This is a genomic window from Devosia sp., from assembly GCF_014860165.1.
Classification (GTDB): domain Bacteria; phylum Pseudomonadota; class Alphaproteobacteria; order Rhizobiales; family Devosiaceae; genus Devosia.
This window is the reverse complement of sequence record NZ_JACZKG010000032.1, coordinates 19,101-39,338: the sequence shown is the minus strand read 5'-3', so window position 1 is coordinate 39,338 and position 20,238 is coordinate 19,101. Positions and strand designations below refer to the sequence as shown.

General features: G+C 63.9%; 20 protein-coding genes and 1 pseudogene. 9 read left to right on the top strand and 12 right to left on the bottom strand.

From position 1 onward, the window contains the following. Positions 1–13: 13 nt before the first annotated feature. The 4 genes from IH615_RS07245 to IH615_RS07230 form a co-directional block, all read right to left on the bottom strand. Positions 14–1,204 carry an efflux RND transporter periplasmic adaptor subunit gene (locus IH615_RS07245; RefSeq protein ID WP_291360997.1) on the bottom strand — a complete coding sequence of 397 codons (1,191 nt, stop codon included), beginning with the start codon at positions 1,202–1,204 and terminating at the stop codon, positions 14–16. Positions 1,205–1,208: 4 nt separating this feature from the next. Further along, the gene (locus tag IH615_RS07240) at positions 1,209–3,575 is read right to left on the bottom strand and encodes an ABC transporter permease (protein WP_291360996.1); all 2,367 of its coding nucleotides are present in this window, start codon (positions 3,573–3,575) and stop codon (positions 1,209–1,211) included. Positions 3,576–3,579: 4 nt separating this feature from the next. Then, positions 3,580–4,239, bottom strand: a complete 660-nt coding sequence (locus IH615_RS07235; RefSeq protein WP_291361117.1) for an ABC transporter ATP-binding protein — start codon at positions 4,237–4,239, stop codon at positions 3,580–3,582. 160 nt (positions 4,240–4,399) lie between these two features. After that, positions 4,400–5,383, bottom strand: coding sequence for a zinc-dependent alcohol dehydrogenase family protein (locus IH615_RS07230; protein ID WP_291360995.1), 984 nt, complete (start codon positions 5,381–5,383; stop codon positions 4,400–4,402). A gap of 133 nt (positions 5,384–5,516) precedes the next feature. Here IH615_RS07230 and IH615_RS07225 point away from each other — a divergent pair, with 133 nt between their 5' ends. The 5 genes from IH615_RS07225 to IH615_RS07205 all read left to right on the top strand — a co-directional run bounded on the left by IH615_RS07225 (position 5,517) and on the right by IH615_RS07205 (position 12,122). After that, positions 5,517–8,150 (top strand): HAD-IC family P-type ATPase, encoded by a 2,634-nt coding sequence (locus tag IH615_RS07225; protein WP_291360993.1) that lies wholly within the window; start codon positions 5,517–5,519, stop codon positions 8,148–8,150. Positions 8,151–8,338: 188 nt separating this feature from the next. Continuing rightward, complete coding sequence (locus IH615_RS07220; RefSeq protein ID WP_291360991.1) at positions 8,339–9,796, top strand: PAS domain S-box protein; 1,458 nt, start codon at positions 8,339–8,341, stop codon at positions 9,794–9,796. Then, positions 9,789–10,421, top strand: a complete 633-nt coding sequence (gene fixJ, locus IH615_RS07215) for a response regulator FixJ (protein ID WP_291360989.1) — start codon at positions 9,789–9,791, stop codon at positions 10,419–10,421. Before IH615_RS07220 ends, fixJ begins: the two co-directional genes overlap by 8 nt. Before the next feature lie 212 nt (positions 10,422–10,633). Next, positions 10,634–11,251 (top strand): helix-turn-helix domain-containing protein, encoded by a 618-nt coding sequence (locus IH615_RS07210; RefSeq protein WP_291360988.1) that lies wholly within the window; start codon positions 10,634–10,636, stop codon positions 11,249–11,251. Positions 11,252–11,291: 40 nt separating this feature from the next. Further along, complete coding sequence (locus IH615_RS07205; RefSeq protein ID WP_291360987.1) at positions 11,292–12,122, top strand: universal stress protein; 831 nt, start codon at positions 11,292–11,294, stop codon at positions 12,120–12,122. On the opposite strand, the gene IH615_RS07200 is transcribed toward IH615_RS07205, so the two are convergent. The 6 genes and pseudogenes from IH615_RS07200 to IH615_RS07175 all read right to left on the bottom strand — a co-directional run. Then, positions 12,123–13,100, bottom strand: coding sequence for an alpha/beta hydrolase (locus IH615_RS07200; RefSeq protein ID WP_291360986.1), 978 nt, complete (start codon positions 13,098–13,100; stop codon positions 12,123–12,125). Between the two features lie 33 nt (positions 13,101–13,133). Then, positions 13,134–13,514: a translational machinery protein gene (locus IH615_RS07195; protein ID WP_291360985.1), complete on the bottom strand. Its 381-nt coding sequence runs from the start codon at positions 13,512–13,514 to the stop codon at positions 13,134–13,136. A 30-nt stretch (positions 13,515–13,544) separates the two neighbouring features. Beyond that, positions 13,545–14,726, bottom strand: coding sequence for a hypothetical protein (locus IH615_RS07190; protein WP_291360984.1), 1,182 nt, complete (start codon positions 14,724–14,726; stop codon positions 13,545–13,547). Between the two features lie 56 nt (positions 14,727–14,782). Beyond that, positions 14,783–15,538, bottom strand: a complete 756-nt coding sequence (locus IH615_RS07185; RefSeq protein WP_291360983.1) for an SDR family oxidoreductase — start codon at positions 15,536–15,538, stop codon at positions 14,783–14,785. Positions 15,539–15,548: 10 nt separating this feature from the next. After that, on the bottom strand, positions 15,549–15,707 hold the full coding sequence (locus IH615_RS07180; protein WP_291360982.1) for a hypothetical protein: 159 nt from the start codon (positions 15,705–15,707) through the stop codon (positions 15,549–15,551). 61 nt (positions 15,708–15,768) lie between these two features. Continuing rightward, positions 15,769–16,063 (bottom strand): annotated as a pseudogene (locus tag IH615_RS07175) (acetyl-CoA hydrolase/transferase C-terminal domain-containing protein); the annotation flags it as partial. Between the two features lie 30 nt (positions 16,064–16,093). Here IH615_RS07175 and IH615_RS07170 point away from each other — a divergent pair. The 4 genes from IH615_RS07170 (at position 16,094) to mazG (ending at position 18,596) form a co-directional block, all read left to right on the top strand. Next, a complete protein-coding gene (locus tag IH615_RS07170) occupies positions 16,094–16,339 on the top strand; it encodes a hypothetical protein (RefSeq protein ID WP_291360981.1) in 246 nt (81 codons plus the stop codon). A gap of 60 nt (positions 16,340–16,399) precedes the next feature. Beyond that, positions 16,400–16,906 carry an ATP-binding protein gene (locus tag IH615_RS07165; protein ID WP_291360980.1) on the top strand — a complete coding sequence of 169 codons (507 nt, stop codon included), beginning with the start codon at positions 16,400–16,402 and terminating at the stop codon, positions 16,904–16,906. A gap of 424 nt (positions 16,907–17,330) precedes the next feature. After that, positions 17,331–17,723, top strand: coding sequence for a GFA family protein (locus tag IH615_RS07160; RefSeq protein ID WP_291360979.1), 393 nt, complete (start codon positions 17,331–17,333; stop codon positions 17,721–17,723). A gap of 63 nt (positions 17,724–17,786) precedes the next feature. Next, positions 17,787–18,596, top strand: coding sequence for a nucleoside triphosphate pyrophosphohydrolase (gene mazG / locus IH615_RS07155; RefSeq protein WP_291361116.1), 810 nt, complete (start codon positions 17,787–17,789; stop codon positions 18,594–18,596). Here the strand turns inward: mazG and hflX are convergent. Both hflX and hfq read right to left on the bottom strand, forming a co-directional pair. Continuing rightward, entirely contained in the window at positions 18,593–19,861 is a 1,269-nt protein-coding gene (gene hflX, locus IH615_RS07150) for a GTPase HflX (protein WP_291361115.1), read from the bottom strand. The two genes, mazG and hflX, sit on opposite strands and share 4 nt — an antisense overlap. 98 nt (positions 19,862–19,959) lie before the next feature. Continuing rightward, a complete protein-coding gene (gene hfq / locus IH615_RS07145) occupies positions 19,960–20,211 on the bottom strand; it encodes an RNA chaperone Hfq (protein ID WP_056230518.1) in 252 nt (83 codons plus the stop codon). Positions 20,212–20,238 lie beyond the last annotated feature (27 nt).

The following is a 20,238-nucleotide window of genomic DNA, read 5'->3' as shown; positions in this document are numbered from 1 at the left end:
CCCGGACCGCCGGCTAGAGAGTTGGTGTCGCCACCACGCGGACGCCATCGGCAATGGTATCTCCCGGATGAATGATCACCTCTTCGCCCATTAACAGGCCGGTTTCGACTACGGCATAGTCGGGGTTCCGCTCGCCTAGTGTGACGACCCTTACGGTCGCCACACCGTCTTGCACCACGAACACCGCCCATTGATCGCCGTGGCGAAACAGGCTTCCCATCGGTACGGCGACCAGCGAGCGACCCTCCCAGACGACCACCTTGGCAATCACGTGAAAGCCATGGCCAAGCCGCAGTCGCTTGGCGGGTTCATCCGTGAAGGCCAGCGTTACCCTGGTTCGCTGCTCCTCGATGCCCAACGCGCTGATATGCGTTGTGGCGGTGGGCTCGACGCGGGTGACCCGGGCTGCCAGCGGCTCACCTCCCCAGCCGTCTATCGTCGCCTCCGCGCCCTCCGAGATGCGGACTGCATCGCTGGAGAGCACCTCGATGACCACCTCGAGATCGCTGGGATCGCCGATGTCGAGCAGCGGCGTTCCAGGCTGTACCACCTGCGCGCTTTCGGTCAGCACCGAGAGCACTTGCCCCGAGGCCGGAGCCCGGACTTCCACGCAACAGGTGCTGGCCTCCGTCTCGCCGCCTCCCTCCATCAAGGACGCCTGCGCGCTCTCAAGCTCTTGCTTGCGCATCAGCAGTGTGGCCTGGGCCGCGCTGACATTAGCCTGGGCGGTCGAGGCCGCAAGCACAACCTGTTGCTCGATCCTGGTGGGAACGAGGCCGCGGTCGGCCAGAGACATGGTGCGGTCCAGTTCGGCGGCGGCAAAGCCCTGCTGCGCTTCCGCCTGGGCGAGGTTGGCGGCCGCCAGGTCTACCCCTGCTGCCGCCGCCTGTACGGTTGCCTGGGCGATACGCCTTGAGCGCTCGTCGAGGAGGCCTGGGTCAACGGGCCGGATCGTGGCGACGGCCTGTCCCTCGGTCACCGCGTCCCCGGCATGTACGGCGACGCGGGTCAGGCTGCCGCTGACCGGCGCCGAGACGCGGAATACCTCGCGGATACGACTGGTGCCCTCTTCCTCCACCAGCACCTGCAGGTCGCGGCTGGCAATCGTGGCGACCTCGACCGCCATCGGACGAGGCCACAGGGCCCATACCGCGGAGGCGAGGATCAGGGCGACAACTATGGCGCTGACGAGGCGACCCCACATGGCTCTATTCCCTTGTCTTGAGGACTGCGATCATATCGAGGCGGTCGACGCGGCGCACCACAACCAGGCCGGCAATCAGGGCCGAGGCGACGACGACGAGGCTCGAATAGGCATAGACCTCGGGCCCCACGACCAGGGGCATGCTGAACAGCTCGCTCGAAAAGCCCTTCACCATGGCGATGGCGAGGCCATAGCCCAGGAGCCAGCCCAAGGGTTGCGCCAGCAGCACCACGACACCGATCTCGGCGAGGAGCAGCCCTGCGACCTCGCCCTTGCGAAAACCCAGCACCCTGAGGCTGGCCATCTCCCGGCCCTGCTCGGAAAGCGAAATCCGGGCGAAATTGTAAACGATGCCGAAGGCGATCACCCCCGCCAGGGCGACCAGGACGCCGACCATCACGAACAGGTTCTGCGCCATGGTCTCCCGGAAGCGCTCCAGGGCAGCGGAGCGCAGGGAGAGATGACCCAGCGACGGCGATTCCTTGAGAAGAGAGAACAGCTTGTCCTGTGACGCTGGATCGATGGAAACAGCCGCTCCCGAGATTAGGTCGCTCTCTCCCATGAGCGTGCCGAGCGCATTGATGTCCATATAGGCCGCCATGCCGAGATAGCCTTCGATCACGCCGGCAACCGGCAGAAGCGCGGTGTTGCGCCGGCCCTCGAGCAGCTTGACCTCCACCGTCTCCCCGCGTCCGACATTCAGCACTTCGGCGAGTGGCCTTGTGATCAGCAGCCCGCTGTCTGGAAGGGCCACCGTGGCGGAGGAAGCATCGAGCAGGCGGGTCAGCCTGGTCTCAGGCAGGCGTCCGCTGATGGCGAGGCGTCGCGTAACGTGTCCGCTACCGATTTCGGCGCCCACCACGCGAAAGGGTTCGGCGACCAGGATGCCCGGCAGGCGCGCAACTTCGTAGAGGGCCGACAGGGGTTTGGGCGCGACGAAATTGAGCGTGGCGTCCTGGCGGTCGCTCTTGTTGAAGGTATAGTCGATCATGAATTCCATGGCGCCCACCGTCCAGAGCGAACCGACGAGGATAGCGACCGAACTGGCAGCGCCCAGTACGCCCCCGACCGTGCGCCATGGCCAGTGCAGCAGGTGACGGGCGACCATCACCGAGGTCTGGCGTGGCTCGGGAAACAGACGCCGGATGTCCGCCTTCAGCAACCGTCGATAGTGCGGCGGGGCAGGGGGGAGCATGGCGACGGCCGGCGGCAACCAGGCCGCGGTGCTTGCCGCCCGCACCGCGCCGGCAACGGCCGCCGCCACGGTGACGAAGGCCGCGATGACGTAAAGCGCCGGGTCACGACTGAAGATCAGGATAGGGAAGCTGTAAAAGCGGGCATAGAGGAGAGCCAGCTGATTGCCGGCCCAGATCCCCAGGGCAAAGCCGATGACGGTTCCCAGGATGGCGATCAGCAGCACGAATTCGATATAGTGCCAGGCGATCGCCCAGGAGGAATAGCCCAGGGCTTTCAGCAGGCCGATCTGCTCTCGCTCGAGCGCGATGAGCCGCGTCAGCGTCATATTGACGAGAAAGGCGGCGACCAGCAGGAAGATGGGCGGCAGCACCTGGCTCATGGCCCGTAGCTGCGTCAGTTCCGTGTCCAGATAGGCGTGCGATGTTTGTCGTTCGCGGCCGTAGGCGCCCTGGCCGCCATAGGCTTCGAGCAGGCGATCCAGCCGCTCGATCGCCGCGGCCTCCGAGGCTCCCGGCAGGAGCTTTATCGAGAGGCTGTTGAAGGCGCCTGCCAGGTCATAGGCGGCGGCGAGATTGCGCTCGGGCACCCATAGAACGCCGAACCCGCCCTCATTGGGCATCACTTCGCCCGGTGCCATGGCATAGATATAGTCGGGCGAGAGTGCGATGCCGGTGATCGTCACCTCCCGCAGGGCCCCATTGATCACCAGCTTGAGCCGCGATCCTTCGCGGATGCCATTGGCGTCGGCGAAGACCTCGCTTGCCACCGCCTCGAAGGTGTTCCCGACCTCAGGCAGCCGGCCGCTGCGCAGATAGATCCGGTTGAGGGCCACGTCTCCCTGCCGCGGTATGGACACCAGGAGGGCGGAGGCCGGCGCCGTCATGGTTTCAAGGTCCATCAAGGCGTGCTTGGCAATGCGCGCGTCGACCTCGAGCACGCCATCGATCGCCGCGATCTGCGTCAGCAGCGAGCGGGGGGCGCGGGTGACCGTGGCGAAGATGTCGGCAAAGCGGTGGCTCTCGTAATAGGCGCTCCGCGTCTGTGCCAGGGACTGATAGGTCCCGACGCCGATGACGAGCGTCGCGACGCCGGCGGCCATGACCAGCGCGATGGCCAGTATCTGCGGCCAGAGCCGCCGCATCTCCCGCAACAGCTTTAGATGGAGGGCGTGCATCAGGTCACCAGCCGACCGAGGATGCTGACATCCGCTGGGCATTGACCTGGATCGAGGCAATTCCGCCATCGGCGAAGTTCACGACCCGGTCGGCGATGGCGCGAATGGCGACATTGTGAGTGATGACCAGGGTCGTCGTGCCCAACTCGGCATTGACCCTGGTGAGAGCTTCGAGCACCACCACCCCGGTCTTGGAATCAAGCGCGCCGGTGGGTTCGTCACAAAGCAGGAGATCGGGTCGCTTGGCGATGGCCCGGGCGATGGCGACGCGCTGCTGCTCGCCGCCGGAGAGCTGGGCTGGGAAGTGGTCCATGCGGGTGCCCAGCCCAACCATGTCAAGCGCTTCCTCGGGGCGCATGGGATTGCGTGCGATCTCGGTAACCAGCCGGACATTCTCGCGGGCGGTCAGGCTCGGAACCAGGTTGTAGAACTGAAACACGAAGCCCACATGGTCGCGCCGATAGCGTGTGAGTGCGGCCTCGCGCGCACCGGTAAGCTGATGATCCTGGAACCAGGCTTCGCCCGATGTGGCCGTATCCAGGCCGCCGATGAGGTTGAGAAAGGTCGACTTGCCAGAGCCGGATGGCCCCAGGATGACGATGAACTCGCCGGCATTGGCGGAGAAATCTACCTGATTGAGCGCGACCACCTTCAGTTCGCCCATATCATAGGTCTTGGAGAGGCCGCTCGTCCGCAGCAGCGGCTCGCCTTTGGCAACGGAGGGTGCAGCGGATCGGTCTAACATGCCTGATAATGGCGACAGGCGTGTGTCCGCCGCCTTGATCCGCGTCAAACGGCGGGCGACTCTCCCGTAGGATGTCGCCTCAGAGCACCAGGACGGCTGCCCCATTCAACCTCCCGTCGCGCAGATCGGACAAGGCGACGTTTGCGTCGCTCAGGGCGTAGGGCACGACGACGGTTTTCAACTCGATAGTCTGGATGCGGGCGAAGAAATCTGCAGCGTCGGCGCGGGTGAGGTTGGCGACCGAGCAGATGTGTCGCTCACCCCACAGGTCGAAATACGGGAAGGCCGGTATGTCCGACATGTGGATGCCTGCGCAAACCACCCGCCCTCCCTTGCGGACCAGTTGCAGCGCGCGCGGAACCAGTGAGCCGTCGGGCGCGAAGATGATGACGGCGTCGAGCCTGCCCGGCGGTGACTGATCGGATCCGCCGGCCCAGGCTGCCCCGAGGTCGAGGGCGAAGCGGCGTGCCGCCTCGTCCGATGGCTTGGTGAAGGCAAATATCTTTACCCCGTCCGAACGGGCGATCTGGGCGATGATATGCGCGGCAGCGCCAAAGCCGATGATGCCTAGGGTCTTGACGGGCCCTGCGGCTCGGTAGGCGCGGAAGCCGATGAGGCCGGCGCACAGGAGTGGGGCCTGGTGGCTGTCGCCCAGGTTGTCGGGGAGCGGGATGCAGGCGGCCGCATGCGCGACGGCGAATTCGGCATAGCCGCCATCGAGGTCATAGCCGGTGAAGGCCGGCCTGTCGCACAGGTTCTCCCGCCCGGAGGTGCAATATTCGCAGGTGCCGCATGTCCGCCCCAACCAGGGAACGCCGACCCTCTGGCCGATGCGCAAGGTCGTAACCTCAGCGCCTGCCTGGATCACTTCGCCGACGATTTCGTGCCCCGGTATGAGCGGCAGGACGTGTGCGGGCAGGTCGCCATCCACAATGTGGAGGTCGGTTCGGCAGACTCCGCACGCCCTGACCCTGATAAGGACCTCGTCAGGCAGGGGGGTGGGGCGATCGACCTCCTCCAGGATCAGCGGCTGGCCTGGCCGATGCAACCTCATTGCTTTCATTGCTCTCACCACATTCAATCCCTGGAGAAGTATCCTGGATCGTGGCGGCGCCAGTCTTGACGTCGGTCAAGTGGCAGTGGAGAGCGTCGGGGCATAAGAGGCGCGACGCCCATTTTCCGGCGGTGGAAGGTTCATGCAATTGCTGCAGAAAGAGATTTCCTGGCATGCCCTTCCGGTGGATCAGGTCGGAGCCCAGCTGGAAGCCGAATCTGGCGGTCTGGATTCTGAGGAGGCCAGGCGCCGCCTGGACAGGTTTGGACCCAATGCGCTGAAGCCGCCAAAGCGACGGTCGCTGATCGCCATCGTGCTGGGGCAGCTTCGTAGCCCGCTGATCTACCTGCTTCTGCTGGCGGGGGCGGCCTCAGTGGTCATGGGCGATGGTGCCGATGCAGCGTTCATCTTCGTCATCCTGATCATCAACTCGGCAATCGGCGCCACGCAGGAAGCGCGCGCCGATGCCAACACTGCCGCATTGCGCAGCGCCCTGCGGACGTTGGCAAAGGTCCGTCGCGACGGCGAAACCGTGGTGGTGGACGGCCGCGACCTCGTGCCGGGTGACGTGGTCCTTGTCGAGGCTGGGGATCGTGTTCCTGCAGACCTTCGCCTGATCAGGTCGGTCGAGTTTCTCATCGACGAGTCGTCGATGACCGGCGAGTCCGCACTGGTGGAAAAGGAAGCGAACGTCGCCCTGTCGCCCGATACACCACTCGCTGACAGGCGCAATCAGCTCTTTGCGGGAACTGTCGCCAGGGTCGGCCGGTGTGAGGGATTCGTCGTTGCCACCGGGACGAACACGGAACTCGGGCATATCGCCGAAACGGTGGCCGGGCCGGGAACGGAGCCGCCACTGACCAAGAGGCTTGACGGCTTTACCAGGGCGTTGGGCGTGGTCGCGCTGGTCCTGGTCGCCGCAATCGTCGCGCCCAGGCTGCTGGCCGGCGCCGAACTCAAGGAGGTGCTGCTGGTCGGTGTTGCGCTGGCAGTCTCCATCATTCCCGAGGGTCTGCCGGTGGCCGTCACCGTGGCCCTGTCCATAGCCACAAGGAGAATGGCGAGGCGCAACGTGATCGTGCGCCATTTGCCGGCCGTCGAGGGATTGGGCGCCTGCACGGTCATTGCCACCGACAAGACCGGAACGCTGACCGTGAACGAGCTCACCGCCGAGTGGGTCTGGATCCCTGGTTACGGGTCCATCGCCCTGGCGGAGGGGGAAGACAGTGGGGGTGGAAGTCTTCGCGCCGAACTCACGGCGCTCGGCCGGTCCGCCGCGCTCTGCAATGACGCCTGGCTGGACGTCGCCTCGGATGACGGTGGCGTCGGCGACACCGTCGACATTGCCCTGCTCTGGCTGGCCGAGAAAAACGCGATCGATGCCAGCGCCTTGAGAGCCGGGGCGCCTCGACTGGACGAGGTGCCGTTCTCGGCGGAGCGACGGTATTCGGCCACGCTCAACCGGCACGAGGATGGTCACTTCATACACGTGAAGGGTGCGCCAGAGGTCATCTTGCCACTCAGCATGAATGCGATGGAGGCCGCGCGGCAGGTCGAGATCATGGCCGGCGAGGGATATCGCGTTCTGGCCATCGCAACCAAGGGCGTGGAGATGGCGGAGGCCGGAGGGCTGGAGGAGGAGCTCACCGGCCTGACCTTGCTCGGTCTGGTGGGGTTCATCGATCCCCTGCGGCCGGAAGCGCGCCAAGCGGTGGCCGATTGCCATCGTGCCGGGGTCGAGGTACGGATGATTACTGGCGATCATCCGGGGACGGCGCTGGCCATCGCGCGGCAACTTGGGCTGGCGACACATGCCGGGGAGGTGGTTACCGGCAAGGATCTGGTGCTTGCCGAAGGCGACGCCGGCGCGACGGCCCGTGTGGCGGCAGCGCGGGTCTTCGCCCGGGTCGAACCGTCCCAAAAGGTCCAGATCGTGGAGGGGCTCAGGGCCGCTGGTCACTTCGTGGCAATGACCGGCGACGGTGTGAATGATGCACCCGCTTTGGTCCGCGCCGATATCGGCGTGTCCATGGGGCGCGACGGGACCGATGCGGCCCGCGACGCATCCGACCTTGTGTTGACCGACGACAACTTCGCTTCCATCGTTGCTGGGATCGAGGAGGGCAGGGCGGCCTATGCCAATATTCGCAAGGTCATCTACCTGCTGATCAGCACCGGCGCGGCCGAGGCGATCATATTCTTCCTGTCGGTGGCCACGGGCCTGCCCTTGCCGCTGGGCGCGGTGCAACTGCTCTGGCTCAACCTGGTCACCAATGGGGGACAGGATGTGGCGCTGGCCTTCGAGAAACCCGAGTCGGACCTGCTCGACAAGCCGCCGCGTCGGCCAACCGAACGCCTCCTGGACGGGCTGCTCATTCGCCAGGTCGCGGTCTCGGGAATCTATATGGGCGTCGTCGCCTTCGCCGTCTTCGCCTGGGCACTGTCGCTGGGCGTCCCCGAGGTTGAAGCCCGCAATCTCCTGCTCATTCTGATGGTGCTCTTCGAAAACGTGCATGCGTTCAATGTGCGCTCGGAGACCCGCTCTGCATTCCGGATACCCCTCTCACACAACTGGCCGCTTATGGCTTCGATTGCGGTCGCGCAAACGCTGCATCTGGCGGCTCCCTACATTCCTGTTCTTCGCGATGTACTGGAGGTTCAGCCCGTCAGTCCGGCCATCTGGGCGATGCTCCTGGGCGTCGCAGCGTCGCTCCTTCTGGTTATGGAGGCAGACAAATGGTTGCGCCGCAGGCGCCAGGGCGCCCGCGCCCGTTGATCACGATCCGGTTCGGGTAGAACGCCCCTCGGCTCTCCGGGCCGGAGAAAGTTCCGGGATGACAGGTAGTTGGGCGTTGCCGCGCAGGTGGCGTCTCCTTGCCACTGCAGTTCCGAAGGATTACCACTTCGGCTGTGAGCGGATGGTTGCAGGACGGCTCGGTGGCGCGGAAAGTCTGGATGTTCGAAATGGCCCAGAATAGATGGCTGCCTTACGCCGCCGCACTTGTGCTGGTGCTTGCCGTCTTCCCGCTGCGCTTTGCGATGGATGACTATCTGCCTACTTCGGCGGTTGGGCTGCTCTTCACGCCAGTCATTCTGGTCGCCGTCATCCTTGGTGGTTTTGCCCCCGGGATATTTGCGACGCTCATTGCCTCTCCCGCGGTCTTCTACCTCTCCACGCTCCATGTCGATACGCTGGTCGCTCCAGGCGTGAACCTGGTGCTTTTCCTTGTCGTAGGTCTCCTGATGGCCTGGCTGGGGGGTATGCTCCATCGTGCCCAACAAAAGGCGGCGCAGACGCAATGGGAGGTCGAGCGCCGGGAAATGCATCTGCAGTCGATCCTCGACACGGTACCGGACGCAACGGTGGCCATCGAGACTGACGGAACGATCATGACGTTCAATCGAGCGGCGACGCGGCAATTCGGCTATGATCCAGTCGAGGTCATCGGACGGAATGTCAGTGTCCTCATGCCCGAGCCCTACCGCAGCCAGCATGATGCATATCTCGCGCGATACCTGAGGACGGGCGAGGCGCGCATCATTGGCAAGGATCGGGTCGTGGTGGGGCAACGGAAGGATGGATCGACCTTTCCAATGTCCCTGGCGGTGGGCGAAACGCGGACAGGCGAGCGGTCCTTCTTCACGGGCTTCATTCAGGACCTCACCGAGCGGCAGGAGAATGCCGCGCTGCTTGAATCGGCACATTCCGAACTGGCGCGACTGGCCAGGCTGAACGAACTGGGGGAAATGGCGTCGACGCTGGCGCACGAACTGAACCAGCCGCTGTCGGCGATCGCCAACTACGCGCAGGGTGGTGTGCTGCTGCTTGACCGGGTCGATGAAACCTTTGCCAACAAGTTGCGCAGCGCCCTGGCGGAGGTATCCAAGCAATCGCTGCGTGCCGGCGATATCATCCGCCATCTCCGGGAGTTCGTGACCCGTGGCGAGACAGAGAAGGCCCCCGAGGACATAAAGCGGCTGGTCGAAGAAGCCGCGGGGCTGGCTCTGGTCGGGTCACGGGAATATGGCGTGCGGGCCGATTTCCGGTTTGCGGGCGATACGGGCCTGGTAACAGTGGATCGGGTGCAGATCCAGCAGGTCTTGACCAATCTGATGCGCAACGCCATCGAGGCGATGCGGGAGGCCCCGGTCAGGGAACTGCTGGTGGAAACCTCTGCGGCAAGCGATGGCATGGTGCGCATCGAAGTTTCCGACACCGGTTCAGGCATTCCCGACGAGGTGGCTGGCCGGCTGTTTCAACCTTTCGTAACGTCAAAGGCGGGCGGCATGGGCATCGGACTGTCGATCTCCAAGAGGATAGTCGAGGCCCATGGGGGAGCGATCTCTGCTGCCCGCAATAACAGCGGCGGCACGACCTTTACCTTCACACTCCCAATGCAGAGCCACCAGCCTGATGAGTAACGCCGAGATTGTCGTTCACATCGTTGACGATGAGGATTCAGTCCGATCCTCGCTCGCATTTCTGCTCGATGCTGCAGGATATGCCGTGCGGACGCACGCGTCTGCCGGCGAATTCCTGAAGATCGCGGAAGGCGTCGGCAATGGCTGCCTGGTAACGGACCTGCGGATGCCCGATATCGACGGTATAGAACTGCTCAAAAGGCTGAATGCCCTATCTGCCATGCTCCCCACGATCATGGTCACCGGTCACGGCGACGTGCAGATGGCCGTGGAGGCCATGAAGAACGGCGCCATGGATTTCATCGAGAAGCCTTTCAGCAAGGAGACCATTCTCGAATCGATCGGCCGGGCCGTCGACCGTGCCGGGGCTAACTACCGGGCCGAGCAGAACCGTACTCGCGTGGTCGAAGCACTGGCCCTGTTGAGTGACCGCGAGCGCCAGGTGCTGGCCGGGGTGCTCAGGGGGCTCCCAAACAAGGTCATCGCCTTCGATCTCGGGATCAGCCCCCGCACGGTGGAAGGCTACCGCGCGACCGTCATGGCCAAGATGCAGGCCCGCACGCTGGCCGAACTGGTCAGAATGACCATGGATGCCGGTGTGGATTCAACCGCAATCGCCACCTGAGCCCCCGGGAGCCGTTGGGGCAGGGGGCGTGAAGACCTTCCACGAGTCCACGCGGCAGGCGGTTTGGGCATGGAACATATCAGGTACGTAGAGTCCCGGGGGGCACGACCGGAGTTTTGTCAAAAGCACGAATAAGTAAGTCTGCAGACCAGCAAACAGGGGAAGCAGACATGTTCATTCAAAACGGCTTGCGGCATGACGCCGACACGCAAATGCCTGTAGTGACTGATCCCGACCTCGCCAAGGTGCTCAAGCACACCGCTATGGGTCCGGTCGATTTTTACCCCATCAACGCGACGATCTATGGCCAGGGCGACAGTGTCGGCCCGCTATACCTTGTCGAGTTCGGCACCGTGCGGCTCTGCCGCATCACCAGCGATGGCCGTCGTCAGATCACGGCATTCTATTTTGCCGGGGACGTGTTCGGCTTCGATCCGGGTCGCGAGCATCAGTGCTACGCGGAGAGCGTTGATGGTGCGGGAATTCGAACCCTGCGCGTAAGGTCGGGTGACCTGTCCGCTGCCGACGGGTTGCTCCAGCTCGCCCTGCGCAGCATTGCAAAGGTCCAGTCGCATCTGCTGCTGCTGGGTCGCGCCAGCGCCAGCGAACGTCTGGCGCGCTTCTTGCTCAACCTCATGGAGCAGCAGGATTCTGACGAGACCGTCGCACTGCAGATGCAGCGCATCGATATCGGCGACTATCTGGGGCTGACCTTCGAGACTGTCTCGCGCGCCCTGCGGGTACTGAAGGATCGCGGCCTCGTCCGCCTGCCGTCGGCGGACAGGGTTGTCGTGCTCGACCGGGAGCGACTGGCCGGGATCTGCATCTGACGGGCATCCCAATTGCGGCCGGCCACCGAGGAGAGACACCATGGCATTCGATTTCTTCATGCCGCTGCTTACCTTTCCGGACCCGACCGACAAAGACGCCTTGCGCCGGGCTCTTAGTCTTGCCGCGCGCCTGGGCGGGCGGGTAACGGTTCAGGCCGGCGAGGTGGACATTCGGAACATAAGGAGTTTTCTGGGCGAGGCGCTGCTCGACCTTTCCGCCATGATCGCCGATGCCGAAGCGAAGAGCCGCGCACGGGCCACCGAGCTGCTGGGCGTTGCAGAAGCGGCTGCCGCAGGCCTGCAGTTGCCATTGGTGTCGCAGCGATTGCGGGGAGCGCCCGAGCTGCTTCCCGACATGGTTGCCGCGGCGGCCAGAACCTCGGACTATACCATCCTTCCCGAATGCGGCACCGAAGCGCAGATTGCGGTGGCCGAAGCTGTCCTGTTCGGCTCCGGCGGTCCCGTCCTGCTGATGCCCGGCGCGGATGTGGCATTTCATGCCGAGATCGTCGCCATCGCCTGGGATGGTAGTCGCGCGGCGGCTCGTGCCGTTCGCGACGCCTTGCCCATCATCGACGGTGCCAAGAAGGTGACTATCCTGACGGTCGACGACGACAAGCCGCTAGAGTCGGTTCGCAACGACCTGCTCGCCGAGCACCTGCGCTATCGTGGCGTCGTCTGCGAGTTTGCGCGCGCAGGGCGGGGTACGCTCGATATTGGCGACCGTCTGCAGCAGGCCTCCCTGTCCGCAGGCGCGGGCCTGTTGGTGATGGGAGCCTATGGCCACAATCGCCTCACCGAATGGGTGCTTGGCGGGGCCACGCGCGGCGTCGTCTCGCGCCCCCAGATGACAGTGCTGATGTCGCACTAGTCACGCGCTGTAGCCGATCTCCCTGAGGAACATGTCGATCACGGCAAAGGACTCGGCATCGTGCCCGATGCCGATATGGCCGCCATCGGCAAAGATATGCGCGCGCGCGCCGGGGACTTTGTCCCCCACATAGCGAGCCGCGAGTGCGGTGCCGAAGCCGTCGTCTTCGTAAGAGACTGCCAGGGTAGGGGCGGTAATGGTCTCGATCGCCATCTCTGCCGGGTTTCCGGCGAGGTGCGTATCGTTCAAAAGCCCCTGGGCTCGGCGGCTGACCGGGAGGATCGAGTTCAGGATATGACGCGCCCTGGCTTGCTCCGAGGGATCGGCCGCCCTGACCAGGTCAGGCTTGGTGGCGAGCAGGGCCTCGGTCAGCAGGTCCGGCACGGTCCGGATCGCCAGCCAGAACAGGAAGTCGGATTTCAGGACTGCCATTGCCAGTTGCATCTGGTCGGGAGGAACCGATTGCACTGGGTCGCTGCGAGGCACGTAAGTGGCCGGAACGAGCGGCAGCAGCGCGGCGCAGCGGTCGGGGTGGCGAATGGCGAATGCAATCGCCGATAGTGCACCGGCCGAACCACCGGCAATGGCGACGCTGCCAATGCCGAGCGCATCCAAGAGCTCAACAAAGGCATCCGCCTGGTTTTCGGAGGATGGATCGCTGGGAAAGGCCGAGCGGAGATAGCCAAACCGGGACGGAGCAATAACGCGGTAACCGCCATCGACGAAACGCCTGGCAAAGAACAGGCCCTGGTCAAAGCCGCCACCCGTCCCGTGCACCATCAGCAGCGGCGTGCCTGTCCCGGCTTCGGCATATTCCAGGTCGCCGAAACGCGTGGGGATCACCTTGCTCAACTCCGGCGCCACCAGCGCGCTGGCGCGTGCCATGTCGTCGCCATAGGCCAGCGCCGTCAGGCCGCCGGCAGCGGAAATACCCGCCGCCGCCACGCCCAGTCCAAGGATTACCCTTCGCGACACCATTTTCCGTGTCCTCGCGCTCCGGCTGTCGCCGCGTTATTTCATGCGGTCCTGGGCGTGGAACCATGTCCGCGTCGAGGCGATGAGCTGGGCGTCGCTGGGATGGTCGCTGGGCTGCACGTCCCAGATATTGGCGGCGATGGCGGCGTGGTGCTCTTCCAGAAACGCCTTGAGCGCGGTCTTTGCATTGCCCGGGCCGACGATCAGGATGCCCTTGGCGGCCTTGAGCTTGTCGGCAACGGCATCGAGCATGGTGCGATCCATCGGCACCTGACCCTTGTCGATGTGGTCGGCCTTGCCGTGGATGTGGTATTGGGGCCGCTCATCGGTCACATGGCTGGTCGTCGCGTCACTTGCCGTGATTTCGAAGATCTTGGCTTCGCGGTGATCGATCCAGACGCAGGCGTGATAGGTCATATTCGTTGTCCTTTTAGGTGGTTCCGGTGATTACGGGTTGCCGGGCGCTGCAGCCGCTTGGGTTTCGGCAGCGGCAATGCGTTCAACGTCCTGTCTGCTCCAGCGCACCATGGTCACGACAGCGATGGTGCCAAAGCCGAAGACCAGCAGCAGAAGGGTGATCAGCCAGCCGATGACAGGGATCATGCCCAGAAGTCCCGCGACGATGATCGAGACAGCCAGCAGGCCGACGCGCTTGAGGTTGGTATCGACAGGCAGCAGCGCTGATGCGATCCGCGCACCGACAAGATATGTGCCGGCGAGGTAGGCCAGGGCGCAGGCCAGGACCACGAAGATCAGGACGAATGGCAGCAGGAAGATCCCGACCAGGGTCAAGGCGAATACTGGAACAAGGCCAAGCACCGCGGCAAAGCTGAGCAAGCCGAGCCCGATACTGCGGAAAGGGCGCTTCCGGGAGACGGCCTCGAGCGTGACGACCAGACGCGTGGCAAGGGTGATGAAGAGGATGCCCATGACGCCGAGCAGCAGCCACCAAAGGGCGACGGCCCACACGGCCGGCCAGATGCTGCGCACGACATGATCGGCAGTTTTCCCGGCCTCGGAGGCGTAGTCGGTGTCCTCCAGCTGGATTAATTTGACACGATCGGCCGAGGCGACCGTTTCGGGAACCGGGATTTCCTTTCGGGCATGGATCGTGACGACGCCCGCCACGCTGGCGGCGGGACCAAAGACGACATTCTCGCCAAAGAATTCGAGATCGCCTGCGACTCTGGCATTGAGGTTGAGGGTCTGGGCGGTGACGATGCCGGCGCCCGATACCGGGGTATCGAGGGTGACGCTACTGCCGACAAGTCGCACATTGCCCGTAACCGGCTGGCCAGCCCGCAGCGATACCGTGCTGCCGAATGCCGTTACGTCGCCACCCACCGTGCCGCGGACGTTGACGGTGGCTCCGGCGGCGTAAAGGTCGCCCGTTACGTCGGAGTCGACGTTGACGTTGAAGCCCGCAAGGTGGGCGTCGCCAGCGACCGGCGCCTTGAGGGTCACGTCGTAGCCGGCCGCAAAGGCGTCATGGGTGACGGCCTCGGCGATGCTGGCTGCCTGGCCGGCGGCATATTGATCGCCGCCGATCGTCAACCTGGCCTCCGCCGCGTGGGAGGCCACGGGCAGCAGGAGCAGGAGCGCTATGGCGAGTGCCGAAAGAGCTTTCATGTGAGCCTCCATGGGCCGTGGGTTTCGCTGTGCGGCGGATCAGCCCTTCGTTGGCGCTACTGCGCCGTGTAGCCGCCATCGACGAGGTGATAGCTGCCGGTGATGAAGGAGGCCTGGTCCGAGAGCAGGAACGATGTGAGCGCCGCGACTTCCTCGGACGTGCCCAAGCGCCCCACTGGATGCAGGCCGCGGACATAGGTCAGTGCCGCTTCGTCGAGATTCTTGGAGAGCAGCGGGGTATCGATGAAGCCCGGTCCGATCGAATTGATGCGCACGCCCTGCTTGGCGTATTCCATGGCCGCCACCTTGGTGAGGCCGAGTATGCCGTGCTTGGCCGCCACATAGGCCGGTGCGTTGGCAAAGCCAACGCTGCCCAGGATGGAAGCCATGTTGACGATTGCGCCACCTCCCGAGGCAATGATGGCGGGGATCTGGTAGCGCATGCCGTAGAAGACGCTGTGCAGGTTGGTGTCGATCACCTTGTGCCATCCCTCGAGGGGATATTCCCCCGTAGGAGCGGATGGCCCGCCTATCCCGGCATTGTTGACGGCAAGATGGAGGCCGCCATAGGTCCGCTTGGCCGTTTCGACCATGGCCTCGACTTCGAGCGCATCGGCGACATTGGTTTCGAGCGCGATTGCCTTGCCGCCTTTGGCGACGATCGCTTCCGTGACTTCCTCGGCGCCGCGGCGATCAAGATCAGCCAGGACTACGCTGGCGCCATCGGCTGCCAGTGCCTTGGCGACGGCGGCGCCGATGCCGGAAGCGGCGCCCGTCACGATGGCGACCTTGCCGTTAAAATCATAGGTCATGGATATCGTCCTAAGCTGCGGTGAAATGGGAACCGAGGAAATATGGCCAGATCACCAGACCGAGCAGGCCCATGAGGAAATCCAGCTTCAGGTAGCCGATCGAGAACAACCAGCCGGCAAACCAGAAGGCGCCAAGGGATGTGTGCTGCGTGATGTGGATGCGTTCCATTTTTCTCTCCGTCTCCTGCGCCGACCTAATACCAGCGGTCGGGCCTGCGTCTTGATCTCGGTCAAGCGGCATGAGAATCGGGAATCACTGGCGCCAGGGCGTGGCCGGGCTCCGGGGCAGGGCGGCCGCACTTCTCCTGCGGGCATGGTTCCGGTGCGCTTTCGCCTCGTAAGCCAGGGGCCAGCAGACGACGGGTATGGCCACCCTTGACCAGGGCGCGCCTGAAGTAATCAGCCAGCTGTTCGCGAATAACTCGGACGCACGCAATTGGCGATGATCACGGCAGCGCGCTCGCGCGGGGCAAGCTCGCGCAGGTCCGCCAGGCCGTTTTCGGTGACGAGGATGTCCACGTCGTGCACACGGGCGGCGGCGATGCCACCCATGCAATGCCTGGGGAAGCTAGGAGCTTTTCGTTCCTGGCAACCAAGCCCGGGCTCTATGTCTATCATTGTGCGACGCCGCTGGCGGCCGAGCACATTGCCAATGGCATGTATGGGCTGATCCTGGTCGAGCCCGCGGAAGGGCTGCCGCCGGTCGACCAGGAATTCTACGTCATGCAGGGCGAGATCTACACGGCCGAGGACTACGGCTCCGAAGGACAGCTGACCAGCAGCCGCGGCGCTGCCAATTGACCCCGATCAAATGCACGATCACTCCCGCGTGTCAGTCTGCCGCCTATGACAAACTGGTATGTGATCACCGGCGGTCCAAGTTCGGGCAAGACGACGACCATCGAGCTGCTCGCGGCGCGCGGCTATCGCACGACCATCGAGCATGCGCGGCACTTCATCGATACCCAGCGCGTCACGGGACGGACCGTCGCTGAGATCCGCGCCAACCAGCGTGAGTTCCAGAAGGGCGTTCTGCATATGCAGATCGAGCAGGAACAAAGCCTCGACTCAAACGAGGTTTGGTTTCTCGACCGCGCCCTTCCAGATGCGCTGGCTTATTACCGCTACCTCGGCCTTGAGCCCGAGCCCGAGCTCCTTGAGGCGTTAAAGGCCGTTTCGTATCGGAAGATCTTCATTCTCGACCTGCTGCCACTTCAGAAGGATTACGCCAGGACCGAGGATACAGATGCCCAACACCGAATCCATGAGTTGTTGACCGAGGTCTACCAGTCTCTCAGCTTCCCTTGTGAGACGGTGCCGGCCCTGCCTCCGGACGAGCGGGTGGAGCACATACTGCGGCACATGTAGGCCGGCGTTCCGAACGATCCGAGGCACCAGAAGCGAGCTTGCTGCCCGAAACGATCGACGCTGACGGCAGGGCAGATGGACCAAGGCTGCAGGAGCTCAAGCGCAGGGCCGGGGACATCTAGAGCTAAGCACAACCAGGCCTGTTCGAGCCTCAGTGCCAAATTGGACTATTGCCAGTGCCAGATTGGATTGCGGGCGACAACGAGTGTCATGAACACGAACGAATGTGAGGTGACAAGCGCGGTTCCGTCCCACGGTTTCGGCAACGGAATAGTTCCATAATATATATTATGCGAATGATGGATGGGCTTTAAGTGCCCTTGCCGGAGACGGTCTTTGGTTGCAGGACTTGTGAGATCGCGGACCGCCCCCCTCTACGGGCAATCATCAGATCGGCTATCTGATCTTGGAGGAGACACACAACATGGACCGAGTCACCGGCGGTTGCCTGTGCGGCAGCGTTCGCATTGTCGCTACGGGACGTCCATACCGCGTCGGGCTCTGTCACTGCCTCGACTGCCGCAAGCACCACGGCGCTCTGTTTCACGCCTCGGCGATCTTCCCTCTGGACGCGGTGACGATCGATGGCGAGACGCGCGACTATGCCGGACGGTTCTTTTGCCCCCGGTGTGGCTCGTCGGTATTCTCCCGCAGCGGCGACGAAATCGAGGTCAATCTGGGGTCGCTGGATGAGCCTGATCAGTTCAGGCCAACCTACGAGTTGTGGACCATGCGACGCGAGTCGTGGCTGCCGCCATTCTCCCTCAACAAACGGTACGAGCGCGACCGTGATGCTGCCAGCCGGTTCGAGGAGTAAGGCGGACGGAGGAGCGGCGTTGGTGCTAGGTTCGGCTGACCGATTCCAGAGCCTGAGATGAAGATGCAGCCCTCACGCGATATTGCCCGCCTGATCGAAATCATGGCCGCCCTGCGCGACCCGGATACGGGTTGCCCCTGGGACCTGGAGCAGGATTTTTCGACCATCCGCCATTATACGATCGAGGAGGCCTATGAGGTGGCCGACGCGATCGAGCGCCAGGATTTTGCCGACCTGCGCGAGGAACTCGGCGATCTGCTGCTGCAGCCGATCTATCACGCCCAGATGGCGCGCGAGACCGGCCATTTCGACATTGGCGACGTGATCTACGCCATTACCGACAAGCTGATCCGACGGCATCCGCATGTCTTTGGCGACGTGGAAGCCGGCACGTCGGCGGCGTCGGAGGGGCGCTGGGAAGCCATCAAGGCCCAGGAGCGCGCGGCCAAGGCGGCGCGCAAGGGGGAAGCGGCGCCATCGGTTCTCGATGACGTTCCCAATGTGCTGCCTGCCCTCGCGCGGGCCGGCAAGCTCACCAAGCGTGCGGCCAAGGTGGGCTTCGACTGGCCGGATTTTGCTTCGGTGAAAGCCAAGGTCGATGAGGAGCTCGACGAGGTCGTACAGGCCCAGGCATCCGGCGATGCCGCAGCCGTGCATGAGGAGATCGGGGATTTGCTGTTCGCCGTAGCCAACCTGGCCCGGCATGCCGGCATCGATGCCGAGGCGGCCCTGCGGGAGGCCAACTACAAGTTCACCCGCCGCTTTCATCACGTCGAGGCGCGCTGCCGCGAAGATGGAATCGAGCCGAAGGATGCCGGGCTCGAACGGCTGGACTTCTATTGGAACGAGGTCCGGGCGGCCGACAAGATCTAGGCGTCTGAACTCTCGAACCGGCCGTTGAAGCGCTCGAGAAATGCCGCCTTGTGACGCGGTTCGACGCGCACGATAAAGCCCGAGCCCTGCTCTGTCGGCTCGTCGCGCGAGATGATCTCGGCATGGGAATGAAGCCAGCCGATATCGCCGCCCGCAGTGTGCGGAACGTGGACGTGGTAGGTCCTGCTCTTTTCGCCGAGCGCCTTCTCGATGGTCAGTTTGAGCTCGTCGATCCCCTGCCCGGTCACTGCCGATGCCTGGACGACACCGGCCACCTTTCCGGCGGGCACGATACCGACAGTAGCGTCAGGGCCGACCAGGTCGATCTTGTTCCAGACTTCGATGACCGGCGTCGTCTCCGGAGAAACGCCGAGGTCGGCCAGGACCTTGAGCACGTCGTGCGCCTGCGCGACATGGTCCGGATTGGCGATATCGCGGGCATGCAGGATCACGTCGGCGTCGAGCACTTCTTCCAGCGTGGCGCGAAATGCCGCGACGAGGTCGGTGGGCAGGTCGGCGACGAAGCCCACGGTGTCGCTGAGCATGACCTCACGGCCATGCGGCAGTTGCAGCTTGCGCACGGTGGTGTCGAGCGTGGCGAAGAGCAGGTCCTTGGCGAACACCCCTGCCCCGGTCAAGGCATTGAACAGGCTGGATTTTCCGGCATTGGTATAGCCTACCAGCGCAACAATTGGCGTGCCGCCGCGCTGCTGGCGCTGCTGGGCGCGGGTCTTCTTGACCTTTTCCAGGCGATCTTCGAGCAGGACGATACGGTCCATGATCTGGCGGCGGTCGCTTTCGATCTGGGTTTCGCCCGGGCCGCCCATGAAACCAGTGCCGCCACTGCCGCGCTGCCGCTCAAGGTGGGTCCAGGAGCGGACCAGCCGGCCCTTCTGATAGTTGAGATGGGCGAGTTCGACCTGCAACACGCCTTCGCGGGTCGCGGCGCGCTCGCCGAAGATCTCGAGGATCAGCGCCGTGCGGTCGAGGACCTTGGCGCTGGTCTCGGTTTCAAGATTGCGCTGCTGGATCGCGGTGAGGCTCGCATCGACCAGGAGCACCTCGATCTTGTCCGCCTTCACCCGCGCCGCGAGCGTTTCGGTGTGACCGCCACCGATGAAGGTGGCGGGCTTGATCTCGCGAACCTTGATGATTTCGGAGAAGACGATCTCAAGCCCAATGGCCTCGGCCAGCCCCTCGAACTCGGCCTTGCGGGCGTCGATCATGTGCTGGGAGGCATGGCCGCGCACATCGGGCACGACCAGGCCCGCACGGGTGGGCTGCTCGCGCTGGTCTATAAACGCCTTTGGGCCGCCCCGCTGGACGGCCTCGTCGTCGTCAAACTCGGTCAAAGTACCGCCTGTCAGTCGCTATCGTGGTTCTGCTCGGGATCGAACAGCTGAATCGGCGCGCCCGGCATGATGGTCGAGATCGCGTGCTTATACACAAGCTGCGACTGCGCATCGCGGCGCAGCAGCAGGCAGAAATTGTCGAACCAGGTAATCACACCCTGAAGTTTCACGCCGTTCACCAGAAAAATCGTGACCGGCACCTTCTGCTTGCGAACATGATTGAGGAAGGAATCCTGGAGATTTTGTTGTTTTTCGTTCGCCATTCAGGCCTCTTTTCGCGGCATTGCTTG

Bases quoted from the DNA above. Each gene is read 5' to 3' on its own strand.
- IH615_RS07170 (WP_291360981.1), top strand. From the start codon at position 16,094: ATGCCTGGGGAAGCTAGGAGCTTTTCGTTCCTGGCAACCAAGCCCGGG.
- IH615_RS07235 (WP_291361117.1), bottom strand. From the start codon at position 4,239: ATGGGCGAACTGAAGGTGGTCGCGCTCAATCAGGTAGATTTCTCCGCC.
- hfq (WP_056230518.1), bottom strand. From the start codon at position 20,211: ATGGCGAACGAAAAACAACAAAATCTCCAGGATTCCTTCCTCAATCAT.
- IH615_RS07210 (WP_291360988.1), top strand. From the start codon at position 10,634: ATGCCTGTAGTGACTGATCCCGACCTCGCCAAGGTGCTCAAGCACACC.
- IH615_RS07240 (WP_291360996.1), bottom strand. From the start codon at position 3,575: ATGCACGCCCTCCATCTAAAGCTGTTGCGGGAGATGCGGCGGCTCTGG.
- mazG (WP_291361116.1), top strand. From the start codon at position 17,787: ATGCAGCCCTCACGCGATATTGCCCGCCTGATCGAAATCATGGCCGCC.
- IH615_RS07245 (WP_291360997.1), bottom strand. From the start codon at position 1,204: ATGTGGGGTCGCCTCGTCAGCGCCATAGTTGTCGCCCTGATCCTCGCC.
- IH615_RS07230 (WP_291360995.1), bottom strand. From the start codon at position 5,383: ATGAAAGCAATGAGGTTGCATCGGCCAGGCCAGCCGCTGATCCTGGAG.
- IH615_RS07185 (WP_291360983.1), bottom strand. From the start codon at position 15,538: ATGACCTATGATTTTAACGGCAAGGTCGCCATCGTGACGGGCGCCGCT.
- IH615_RS07160 (WP_291360979.1), top strand. From the start codon at position 17,331: ATGGACCGAGTCACCGGCGGTTGCCTGTGCGGCAGCGTTCGCATTGTC.
- IH615_RS07225 (WP_291360993.1), top strand. From the start codon at position 5,517: ATGCAATTGCTGCAGAAAGAGATTTCCTGGCATGCCCTTCCGGTGGAT.
- IH615_RS07205 (WP_291360987.1), top strand. From the start codon at position 11,292: ATGGCATTCGATTTCTTCATGCCGCTGCTTACCTTTCCGGACCCGACC.
- IH615_RS07220 (WP_291360991.1), top strand. From the start codon at position 8,339: ATGGCCCAGAATAGATGGCTGCCTTACGCCGCCGCACTTGTGCTGGTG.
- IH615_RS07195 (WP_291360985.1), bottom strand. From the start codon at position 13,514: ATGACCTATCACGCCTGCGTCTGGATCGATCACCGCGAAGCCAAGATC.
- IH615_RS07190 (WP_291360984.1), bottom strand. From the start codon at position 14,726: ATGAAAGCTCTTTCGGCACTCGCCATAGCGCTCCTGCTCCTGCTGCCC.
- fixJ (WP_291360989.1), top strand. From the start codon at position 9,789: ATGAGTAACGCCGAGATTGTCGTTCACATCGTTGACGATGAGGATTCA.
- IH615_RS07200 (WP_291360986.1), bottom strand. From the start codon at position 13,100: ATGGTGTCGCGAAGGGTAATCCTTGGACTGGGCGTGGCGGCGGCGGGT.
- IH615_RS07180 (WP_291360982.1), bottom strand. From the start codon at position 15,707: ATGGAACGCATCCACATCACGCAGCACACATCCCTTGGCGCCTTCTGG.